We start from the raw sequence: 10,279 nt of genomic DNA on the forward strand, positions 1-10,279 counted from the left end.
GTCGCCGAGGGCGCGTTCAGCGCCCCGGTCGTCGCCGCCGCCGCGCGCGCCGACGGGATCGATATGCCGATCACCGACACCGTCGCGCGCCTCGTCGCCGGTGAAACGCGCGTTGCCGACGCCATTCAGGCGCTGCTCAGCCGCCCGCTCCGATCCGAAGGGCGATGATGTATTTCGCACAATTGCCTGCTGTCTCCGGTCGCGCTAAACGGTGTGGCATGGCGAAGCAGAAGGGGCGCTAGGCTTGAGCCACACCGACAGCGCAGTTGCGCCCGCTTCGCCCGATGGCGGCGCGAGCGACGCCGACACGGCAGCGCTCGCCAAGGGCGGACGCACCAATTTCTTCGGCTTCCTCCTCCGCCTCGTCGCGCGCCTGCCCTTTCTCTATGTGGCGGGCCGCTGGTACGGGCCCGAGGCGGTCGGGCGCTTCGCCTTCGCGGTGCTCGTCATCGAGCTCGTCGCGCAGCTTGCGACACTGGGCCTCAAGCGCGGCCTCGCCGAGCAGTTGAGCGCGCCCGGCGCCGATCAGCGCATCGTCGTGTGGGACGGCATGTTCGTCGCCTTCCTCGCCTCCGCGGCGGGTTCGGCGCTTCTTTTCCTGTTCCCCCAGCTCATGTACCCCGCGGGCGAAGTCGACGGCGCCGATCGCTGGATGGCGCTGCTCGTCTTCGCAATCGCCGGCACCGACATCGCGCTCGCCGCTTCGGCTTATAAATTCGACATTGGCGCCACCGTGCGCGCACGCGCGATCGTCGAGCCTTGGGTGATCAGCGCCGCAGCGGCGGGATTCTGGTTCGTTTCGGTCCGCGACGGCCTGATACTTTCCTATGCCGCAGCGATGCTCGGTGCCTTTCTAACCGCGTTGATTCCGATGATTCGCCATTATGGCGGCCCCGGCGTCTGGCGGCCGCATCCCGCGCATCTGATCGGCCTCGCGCGGCGCAACGCCCCGCTCGCCGCCGCCGACGCGATCGAATGGGGCACCCGCCGCCTCGACCTCTTCATCCTCGGCCAGTTCACCTCGCCGACGATCTACGGCATCTATTACATGGCGCAGCAGGTGGCCTCGCTGCCGCAGAAACTGAAGACGAGCTTCGAGCCGATCCTCGGCCCCGTCATCACCCGCAACCTCGCCGAAAAGCGGCTTGCGGCCGTGGCGGCACAGGTCAGCCAGGTCGGTTTCTGGATCATCGCGGCGCAAGCGGGTGTCGCGCTCGCGCTCGGTATCCCGGGCGAAGCGGTGATGGGTCTCGTTGGCCCCGAATTCGTCACCGGGACCGCCGCGCTCGCATTCCTCCTCGCCGCCGAGGTCGTCGCCGCGACCGCCGTCGTCAGCGAGGCGGCGCTCGTCTATGTCGCGCGCCACCGCAATCTTCTGATCAGCATGGCGACGCTCGCGCTTCAGGCGATCCTTAGCGTCGCGCTGATCCTCGTCGCAAAATCGATGGGGTTGCCGCCGATCTCCTATGCCGGCGCGGTCGCGCTCGCACTGATGCTCGCGCTCGGTTTCGCATCGGTTGTGAAGGCAAGGCTACTTGCGCGCATCCTCGACGCGCCGGTGAACAGCCTGCGCTGGGCGCTCGTCTGGGCGACCGCGGGCGCCGCCGTCCTCGGCTGGGGCGCGACGCAGCTTCCCGAGTGGGCCGAGCTGCTTGTCGGCGTCCCCTTCATCCTCGGCATCTACGCCTGGCTCATCTGGACGCGCGGTTTCGGCCCCGCCGACCGGGCCTTGTTCAAGAAACATCCCGAAACGGCGGAAGCCTCGGCCTCGGCTTAGGAGCGCGCTTTAGCCCAGTCGCGCGGCGACCAGCGCCTTGAGGTCGGTCTGCGCACGCGGGCCGACTTGCGCGATGATTTCGCGCGCGCACACCGCGCCCATCGTCAGGCAATCATGCATCGACCGGCCCTCGGCATGGCCCGCCAGAAAGCCCGCGGCGAAAAGATCGCCCGCACCCGTCGTGTCGACGACCTGGTCGATCGGCTCGGCACCGACTTCGGTGCGCGTCCCGTCCTGCAACGCGATCGCGCCATGTGCCCCGTGGGTGACCACAAGCAGCGGCACCTTCGGCGCTATCTTTGCCACCGCCGCTTCGAAATCGTCGGTTTCGGCGAGCGCGCAGATTTCGACCTCGTTCGCGAACAGGATGTCGAACAGACCTTCGGCGATGAGGTTGCGGAAATCGTCGCCGTGGCGGTCGATGATGAAGGCGTCGGACAGGGTGAAGGCGACCTTGCGCCCCGCCGCGCGCGACACGTCGATCGCACGCCGCATTGCCGCACGCGACAACGGCGGATCCCACAGATAGCCCTCAAGATAGAGAATTTTCGCGTCGGCGATCCACGCTTCGTCGATCATCGCCTGTTCCAGCAAATGGCTCGCACCCAGGAAGGTATTCATCGTCCGTTGACCGTCGGGCGTGACGAGGATCAGGCAGCGCGCGGTGGGCGCGCCCTCCTTCAGCGCCGGGGTTTCATAGGCGACGCCGAGCGCGCGCAGGTCGTGGGTGAACACATGCCCGAGCTGGTCGTCGGCAACCTGCCCGATAAAGGCGCAGCGTTCGCCAAGCGCAGCCATGCCCGCGAGTGTGTTTGCCGCCGAACCGCCCGACATTTCGATCGCGGGGCCCATCGCCGCATAGAGACGCTCGGCCTCTTCGCCGTCGATCAACCGCATCGATCCTTTGGTCAGGCCCTCGGACTCGATCAGCGAATCGTCGGCGCGGGCGATGACGTCGACGATCGCATTGCCGATGGCGATGACATCGAAACGGGCGGTGGAGGCCATGAAAAATCCTGTGATGCGTGGAAAAAGCTGCCGCGCGCCTTAGGCGTCGTGGCGCGCCAAGGCAAGCGTAACGCTTGACGCGCGGACCGCCGCCCACCATCCCCTGACCATGGCCCGCGCCGTCCACGCTTTTCTGCTCGCGCTCAGGGATTTGCCCGATCCGCGCGTGCTCCGCATTCTCGCGCAGAGCGTCGCGCTCACCCTCCTGCTCCTCGCCGCCGTGGGCGCGGCGATCTTCTTCGCCGCGCGGCGGGGGCTCGCGCACTGGAATTGGCTGGACACGGCCGGACAGGACATGGCGGGCGTCCTGATCGTCCTCGTCATCATCGCCGGCAGCTGGCTGCTGTTCCGCGCTGTCGCGATCGTCGTCGTCGGCCTGTTCGCCGACGCCATCGTCGCCGATGTCGAGGGGCGCCATTATCCCGGCGCGGCGGAACGCGCCGTTGATGTCGGCTGGCGCCGGAATATCGGCCTCGCGCTTGCATCGCTTGTCCGCCTCATCGGCGGAAACCTGCTCGCGCTGCCGGTCTATATCCTGCTGCTCGTCACCGGGATCGGCACGCCGGTCTTTGCGCTGCTCGTGAACGCGCTGCTCCTTGGCCGCGATCTCGAGGCGATGGTGCTCGCACGGCATCCTGACCGGCCGCGCTTTGACCGATCGGCCCGCTGGTCGCTCGGCCTGCTGTCCGCCGCAAGCTTCGTGGTTCCCGTCGCCAATTTGTTGGCGCCGATTCTCGGGGCCGCTATGGCGGTCCACATGCTGCACCTGCGGAACGGGGACCAAAAGTGATGATCCGGAACAATCGACTGGCGATGATCGCCGGCCTTGCCCTCACGCTGGGCGCCTGTGCCGGCCCCGCGATTCCGCGCCCTGCGGCCATCCCGCCCACCGCGCCGCCGCCGACCGTCGTCAAACCGGTTCAGAACAACGCGCTGATCGGTAGCAGCGCCGACGCGATCGGGAGGATGTTCGGCAAACCACGCCTCGACATCACCGAAGGCGCCGGCCGCAAGCTCCAGTTCGCGGGCTCGGGCTGCACCCTCGACGTCTATTTCTACGCCCCGCGCGCGGGCGCCGACCCGGTCGCAACGCACGTCGATGCGCGCACGCCCGACGGACGCAATGCCGAAGTCAACGGCTGCGCCCAGTCGCTCCGGCGCTGAGCCAAGTTTGGTTCCGCGCAAGCGAATCGGCAGGCCCGCTCCACCACAAAATGACGTCACGACGCCAGTTCGGCGAGCGCCCATAACGCCGCGTCGACGACCATCGGCGATTCGTCTTCGATCAACCGCTCCAGCATCAGCACGAAGCGCGCATCGCCGCTGTTTCCCGCGGCGATCGCCGCGTTGCGCACCATGCGCCCGCGACCGATCCGTTTGATCGGCGACCCCGCGAACACTTGCCGGAAATCCGCATCGTCGAGCGCGAGCAGATCGCCCAGCGATGGCGCGGCAAATTCGGCGCGCGGCAGGAAGGCGCGATGCGCGTGCGCCGTATCGGCGAACTTGTTCCACGGGCAGGCGGCAAGGCAATCGTCGCAGCCATAGATGCGATTGCCGATCCCGCGACGAAGCGCGACCGGGATCGGCCCGTTATGCTCGATCGTGAGGTACGAGATACAGCGCCGCGCATCGAGCCGATAGGGCGCGGGAAAGGCTCCCGTCGGGCACGCGTCCTGACACGCCACGCAACTGCCGCACGTGTCGCGCCCCGGCGTCGCCGGCGCGAGCTCCAGCGTCGTATAAATGGCGCCGAGAAACAGCCAGCTGCCATGCTCGCGGCTGACGAGATTGGTGTGCTTGCCCTGCCAGCCGAGCCCCGCCGCGGCCGACAACGGCTTTTCCATCACCGGTGCGGTGTCGACGAACACTTTCACCTCGGCGTCCTGCACCTCTGCGACGAGCCAGCGCGCGACGGCTTTGAGCGCCTTCTTGACGACGTCATGATAGTCGCCGCCCTGCGCATAGACCGAGATCCGCCCACGGTTCGGATGCTCCGCCAGCGCAAGCGGATCGAGCGCCGGCGCATAGCTCATGCCGAGCGCGATCACCGATCGGACCTCGGGCCACAGCCCCTTCGGCGAACCGCGCTGCTCGGCGCGGCTTTCCATCCAGATCATGTCGCCGTGGCGGCCCTCGGCAAGCCACTGCTCCAGCCGCGCCGCGGTCTGCGGCGCCGCCCCCGCATCGGCGATGCCGAACGCGGCGAAACCATGCGCGTGCGCCACCGCTTCGAGGCGGTCCTCGAGCGAGAGCGTTTCGGCAGGCAAGGCTTCGGCAACCATTGGCGCTCTATACGCGAGGCCGCCTGCCGTGCCATAGCTTGCACATGCGTTGACCGGGGACCGGATTTTGAGCGATTTCAGCGTCGAGGCGAACGGCCTCACCAAATATTTCGGCGATTTCAAGGCGGTCGACCATGTCAGCCTCGCGGTGCCGACGGGCAGCATCTATGGCGTCCTCGGCCCCAATGGCGCGGGAAAGACGACCAGCCTGCGCATGACGCTGGGCATCATCGACCCCGACGAAGGGGCAAGCCGCCTGCTTGGCGGCCACAAGCCGCAGGCCGTGCGCCACCGCATCGGCTATCTTCCCGAGGAACGCGGGCTTTATCCGGGCATGAAGGCGCGCGAGGCGATCGCCTTCATGGGCGCGCTGCGCGGGCTCGACTGGTCGGAGGGGCGCCGCCGCGCCGCGACCTTCATGGCCGAGCTCGGCCTCGAACGCGTGATCGATGAAAAGATCCGCAAGATGTCGAAGGGCATGGCGCAGATGATCCAGCTGATCGGCTCGATCGTCCACGCGCCCGATCTCATCGTCCTCGACGAGCCTTTCTCCGGCCTAGACCCCGTCAATCAGGAACGGCTCGAAATGCTCGTCCGGCGCGAACGCGACCGCGGCGCCACGATCCTCTTTTCGACCCATGTCATGGCGCATGCCGAGCGTCTCTGCGACCGGATCGCGATCATCGCGCGCTCGCAGCGGCGATTCGAAGGAGCGGTAGACGAGGCGCGCGCGCTGCTGCCAATGCAGGTGCGCTACACACCGCGCGACCAGCGCGATCATGACGCGATCGCCGCGAACCTGCCCGCCGGCGCAGAATTGCGCGGCGATGCCTGGTATTTCGCGATCGGGGACGGCGATGTCGAATCGCTGCTCGCCCGGATCACTGCAAGCGGTCTTGGCGTCACCGGCCTGTCGATCAGCCGCCCGGCGCTCCACGACGCCTTCGTCCACATCGTCCGCCAGGTCGACGCCGGGTTCGACGCCGACGCCGCCGGGGACGCGATCGAGGAGGCCAGCGCATGACTCCCTTCATCCGGAGCATGATCGTCGTTGCGCGGCGCGACTTTCTCGCGATCGTCGCGACCCCGACCTTCCTTCTTTTCCTGCTCGCGCCGCTGTTCATGGTCGGCATGGGGCTCGCCGGCGGCATGGGCGCGACGCAACTCGCCGACAGCGCGCGCGGCGCCGGCCGCATCGTCGTCGTCGCCGATCCGGCAGATATCGAGGCGCTTCGGGCCTCCGATCAGCGCCTCCGGACTGGAATGACCCGCGAACCCGCACCGCTCGATATCCGGATCGCCAGCTCCGTCAACGGCGATCCCGTTGCGATCGCCCGCGAAAAGGGCAGCGACACCTATGCCGTCATGAGCGGCCCCCTGACCGCCCCCCGCATCGTCGAGCGCGAGAAGGGGAGCAGCGCGGGCCGCTATCTCGCGCTGCTTGCGGGCGATGTGCAGCGCGCGCGCGCCGCCGGGCCGATGCCATCCATCACCCCCGATTTCGAAGCGCTGTCGAGCGGCGGCACCAGCATCGCGGTGCAACAGTCGCTCGGTTTCGGCGCGGTCTTCATCATCTTCCTCCTGACCTTGCTGCTGGCGGGCCAGACGGTAAGCTCGCTCGCCGAGGAAAAGGGCAATAAGGTCATCGAAATCCTCGCCGCCGCGGTGCCGCTCGAAAGCGTCTTTCTCGGCAAGCTGCTCGGCATGCTCGGCGTCGCCGTGCTCTTTATCGCCTTCTGGATGATCGTCGCGATCGGCGGCGGGCTGATCGCCGCGACTCAGGTCGATCCCGCCGCGATCGCCGCCGCGGGCAAGGCCGGCAAGGCGACCGCCGCGCTCGTCTCGATGCCCGCGACGGGCTGGCCTTTCTTCCTCGGCATCGGTTTCGCCTATTTTATCCTGTCCTTCCTCCTGCTCGGCGCGGTCTTCCTCGGTGTCGGCGCGCAGGCGGGATCGGTGCGCGAAATCCAGATGCTCAGCCTGCCGATCACCATCTTCCAGGTCGGCATGTTCAGCCTGTCGGCCGGCGCCGCGAGCGCACCGGGCAGCGGCCTCGCCCATTTCGCCCAGATCTTCCCCTTCTCCTCACCGCTTGCGATGGCTGCGCGCGCCGCGACCGACGATGCCAAGGCGGTCCATTTGCTCGCGCTCGGCTGGCAAGCAATCTGGGTCGCGCTCGTCATCTTCCTGTCGGTGCGCCTGTTCCGGTCGGGCGTGCTCAGCGGCGGCAGCGGCTGGAAATTCTGGAGCCGTAACAAAGCGGTTGCGCCTGCCGCGGCGGCTGCGCAGGCCGCTTCGTCCCAGTCTCATTGACAAAGCTGTTAGCAGTGGCATTCTGCAACTGATTTCGCCGACGGCGGCAAGCGTCGCGGCGAGTCCTTTGCAAAGAGAGGAGGACCCCCGATGGCGACTGCAGCGAAGCCCCAGCCTGTCACCCCCCAGCCTGTCACCCACGCCTATGACATGAGCCCCGCCGCGATCTATTCGGAAGATCGCTGGCAGGAGCCCTTCGCCGAACTCCGCAAATTGGGCGGCATTGTGAAATGCGAGGACAGCGCGCACGGGCCCTATTGGAACATCGCGAGTCACCAGGCGATCCAGCATGTCGAGGCGCTGCCCGACATTTACAGCTCTTCATGGGAATATGGCGGGATCACGATCCTCGAACGCGACGAGGATGAGGATTTCCGCCTGCCGATGTTTATCGCGATGGACCGGCCGCAGCACACCGACCAGCGCCGCACCGTCGCCCCCGCCTTCACCCCCGCCGAAATGACGCGCCTGTCCGAAGATATCAGGAACCGGACCGGCGAAGTGCTCGACGGCCTGCCGTGGGGCGAGACGTTCGACTGGGTCGACCGCGTGTCGATGGAACTGACGACGCAGATGCTCGCCATCCTGTTCGATTTCCCGTGGGAAGACCGCCGCAAATTGAGCGAATGGTCCGACTGGATGGGCGACGTCGAACTCGCGCAAAAGGCCGAGCTCAAGGAACAGCGCCGCGCGGTGCTCGAAGAAGCGTTCGTCTATTTCCAGCGCCTGTGGATGGAAAAGGCGAACCAGCCGCCAACCCCCGACCTCTTGTCGATGATGCTGCACAGCGAAGCGATGAGCCACATGGACAAATATGAGTTCATCGGCAACCTCGTCCTCCTGATCGTCGGCGGCAACGACACGACGCGCAACACCATGTCGGGGCTCGCTTACGGTCTCGACCAATATCCCGAGCAGCGCGCGAAGCTCGAGGCCGATCCGGCGCTGATTCCGAATGCGGTCAGCGAGATCATCCGCTGGCAGACCCCGCTCGCGCATATGCGCCGCACCGCGCTCGCCGATACCGAGCTGTTCGGGCACAAGATCGCCAAGGGCGACAAGCTGATCCTATGGTATCTGTCGGCGAACCGCGACGAGAGCGTGTTCAGCGACGCCGACGACATCGACCTGACGCGTGAAAACGCGCGGCGGCACCTATCTTTCGGCTATGGCGTCCACCGCTGCGTCGGCGCACGCCTCGCCGAATTGCAGCTGCGCATCCTGCTCGAGGAAATGGCGGCGCGGCGCATGCGCGTGACCGTGACGGGCACCCCCGAGCGCGTCCACGCCTGCTTCGTCCACGGTTTCCGGTCGATCCCCGTCCAGATCGAGAAATATTGACGTGCGCTTGTAACCCTTCGGCCCCGGCGCACGTATCGAGGATATGATCGAACGTCGTCATCTCCTCGGCGGACTCGCGCTCGGCGGCGCCATCATCGGCGCACCGATGCTTTTCGCCAAATCGTCGCGTCCGAAGGCACAAGCCGGTTGGCAGCTTTCCGATGCCGAATGGAAAAAGCGCCTGTCGCCGCTGCAATATCGCGTGCTGCGCGAAGCGGCGACCGAGCGCCCCTTCACCAGCCCGCTCGACAAGGAAAAGCGCGCCGGCACCTTCGACTGCGCCGGCTGCGCGCTGCCGCTCTATTCGAGCCGGACCAAGTTCGACAGCGGCACCGGCTGGCCCAGCTTCTGGGCACCGCTGAAGGGCGGAATCGGCACATCGACCGACCATGAACTCGGCTATGCGCGCACCGAGGTGCATTGCAAACGCTGCGGCGGCCATCTCGGCCATGTCTTCAACGACGGACCGAAACCGACGGGCAAGCGTTATTGCATGAATGGCGCGGCGCTGACCTTCCGCCCCGCCTGACCTTTTACTCGGGCTTCACCCGCCACACCGACAGCCCGGCGCGCGACGCGATCGGCACCGCTTCGAGCCACGTGGGCGGCGTTCCGGCGTAGAGCTGCGCCGCGAGCGCATCTTTACGCGCGCGACGATATTTGGCGAAATCGTTGGCGGTCCGGCAAAATATGATCAGGGTCGCCGCCTGCTTGCGGACCAGCGCCTCGGCGTGTCCGGGGTCACCGGCAAAGACGCGGATCGAGTCCGCCATCGCCTCCTTGTTGCGATGATGCGGCGTCGCGACCAGGCTGTGGTGCGTCCAGAAAATCACCGGCGCGCCCAGATCGATCGGGGTCAGGATCGTCGTCGTCGGCAGACGGTTCAGCTCGGCGATCGCCGCGGGACTGAGGCAGTCCTCCTGGTAGGGATTTGCCGCGGCGACCTCTTCGATGGCCTTGTCCTCTTCGGCGTTCAGCGACGGGATCACCAGCCCGAGCACGGCTGCCACCGCCATGCTGCCGAACAGCGGCAGCGTCAGCGCGGCGGCAGCCGACGCAAGGATACGCAACAAGGTCGATGGAATCGCCCGCGCCCATGCCCAGGCGCGCAGGCCGAGCCACGCGCAGCCCGGCAACGCAAAGACATGTGCGGTCGAAACGCTGCGCAGGACGAGCAGCGACAGCGCCGCCGCCCCGAGCAGCGCAACGATGATCGTCGCCCAATTCCTGCGGTCGATGGCCGCCGAGCAGCTCCGCCACGCGAGCAATGACCCGGCGAGACCGATCAGCGATGGCACGAGCACGTGGATCGCACTGGACGGCGGCGACATCCACAGGGGCTGGCCCTCGAGGACATTAAGATACCAATATTGCACGACGATCGGATCGAGCGCGGCAAAGGGGCCGTTCGCGCATTGCGGTTCGGTCCACACCAGCGCCCCCGCCGCCGACAGGCCGGCCAGTCCCAGCAGCAGGAAGCGAACCCACGGCTGGTCCGGTTTGGCGCGCGCGGCCGCGAAAGTCACCGCGGCGGCGGCGATGAACGCCGCCATAT

General features: G+C 67.0%; 9 protein-coding genes and 1 pseudogene. 7 read left to right on the plus strand and 3 right to left on the minus strand.

What is annotated here, in order from left to right:
* Positions 1-244 precede the first annotated feature (244 nt).
* The gene (locus tag VN047_RS04895) at positions 245-1,777 is read left to right on the plus strand and encodes a lipopolysaccharide biosynthesis protein (RefSeq protein WP_325540601.1); all 1,533 of its coding nucleotides are present in this window, start codon (positions 245-247) and stop codon (positions 1,775-1,777) included.
* 9 nt (positions 1,778-1,786) lie between these two features.
* On the opposite strand, the gene VN047_RS04900 is transcribed toward VN047_RS04895, so the two are convergent.
* Positions 1,787-2,785, minus strand: a complete 999-nt coding sequence (locus VN047_RS04900; RefSeq protein ID WP_325540603.1) for an adenosine kinase — start codon at positions 2,783-2,785, stop codon at positions 1,787-1,789.
* Positions 2,786-2,894: 109 nt separating this feature from the next.
* Between VN047_RS04900 and VN047_RS04905 the strand changes: the two genes are divergently transcribed.
* Positions 2,895-3,575, plus strand: a complete 681-nt coding sequence (locus VN047_RS04905) for an EI24 domain-containing protein (protein WP_325540605.1) — start codon at positions 2,895-2,897, stop codon at positions 3,573-3,575.
* The gene (locus VN047_RS04910) at positions 3,575-3,949 is read left to right on the plus strand and encodes a hypothetical protein (RefSeq protein ID WP_325540607.1); all 375 of its coding nucleotides are present in this window, start codon (positions 3,575-3,577) and stop codon (positions 3,947-3,949) included. Before VN047_RS04905 ends, VN047_RS04910 begins: the two co-directional genes overlap by 1 nt.
* Positions 3,950-4,005: 56 nt before the next feature.
* Here VN047_RS04910 and queG read toward each other — a convergent pair whose 3' ends face one another.
* Positions 4,006-5,070, minus strand: a complete 1,065-nt coding sequence (queG, locus tag VN047_RS04915; protein WP_325540609.1) for a tRNA epoxyqueuosine(34) reductase QueG — start codon at positions 5,068-5,070, stop codon at positions 4,006-4,008.
* A gap of 67 nt (positions 5,071-5,137) precedes the next feature.
* Between queG and VN047_RS04920 the strand changes: the two genes are divergently transcribed.
* From VN047_RS04920 to msrB, 4 genes are all read left to right on the plus strand, one after another.
* A complete protein-coding gene (locus VN047_RS04920; RefSeq protein WP_325540611.1) occupies positions 5,138-6,094 on the plus strand; it encodes an ABC transporter ATP-binding protein in 957 nt (318 codons plus the stop codon).
* Positions 6,091-7,383 (plus strand): ABC transporter permease, encoded by a 1,293-nt coding sequence (locus tag VN047_RS04925; protein WP_325540613.1) that lies wholly within the window; start codon positions 6,091-6,093, stop codon positions 7,381-7,383. Before VN047_RS04920 ends, VN047_RS04925 begins: the two co-directional genes overlap by 4 nt.
* Positions 7,384-7,473: 90 nt before the next feature.
* Positions 7,474-8,724: a cytochrome P450 gene (locus VN047_RS04930; RefSeq protein ID WP_325540615.1), complete on the plus strand. Its 1,251-nt coding sequence runs from the start codon at positions 7,474-7,476 to the stop codon at positions 8,722-8,724.
* Between the two features lie 43 nt (positions 8,725-8,767).
* Positions 8,768-9,253 carry a peptide-methionine (R)-S-oxide reductase MsrB gene (msrB, locus tag VN047_RS04935; protein ID WP_058539292.1) on the plus strand — a complete coding sequence of 162 codons (486 nt, stop codon included), beginning with the start codon at positions 8,768-8,770 and terminating at the stop codon, positions 9,251-9,253.
* A 4-nt stretch (positions 9,254-9,257) separates the two neighbouring features.
* Here the strand turns inward: msrB and VN047_RS04940 are convergent.
* Positions 9,258-10,279: pseudogene (locus VN047_RS04940) on the minus strand (hypothetical protein); the annotation flags it as partial.

The organism is Sphingopyxis sp., from assembly GCF_035565275.1.
GTDB lineage: Bacteria > Pseudomonadota > Alphaproteobacteria > Sphingomonadales > Sphingomonadaceae > Sphingopyxis.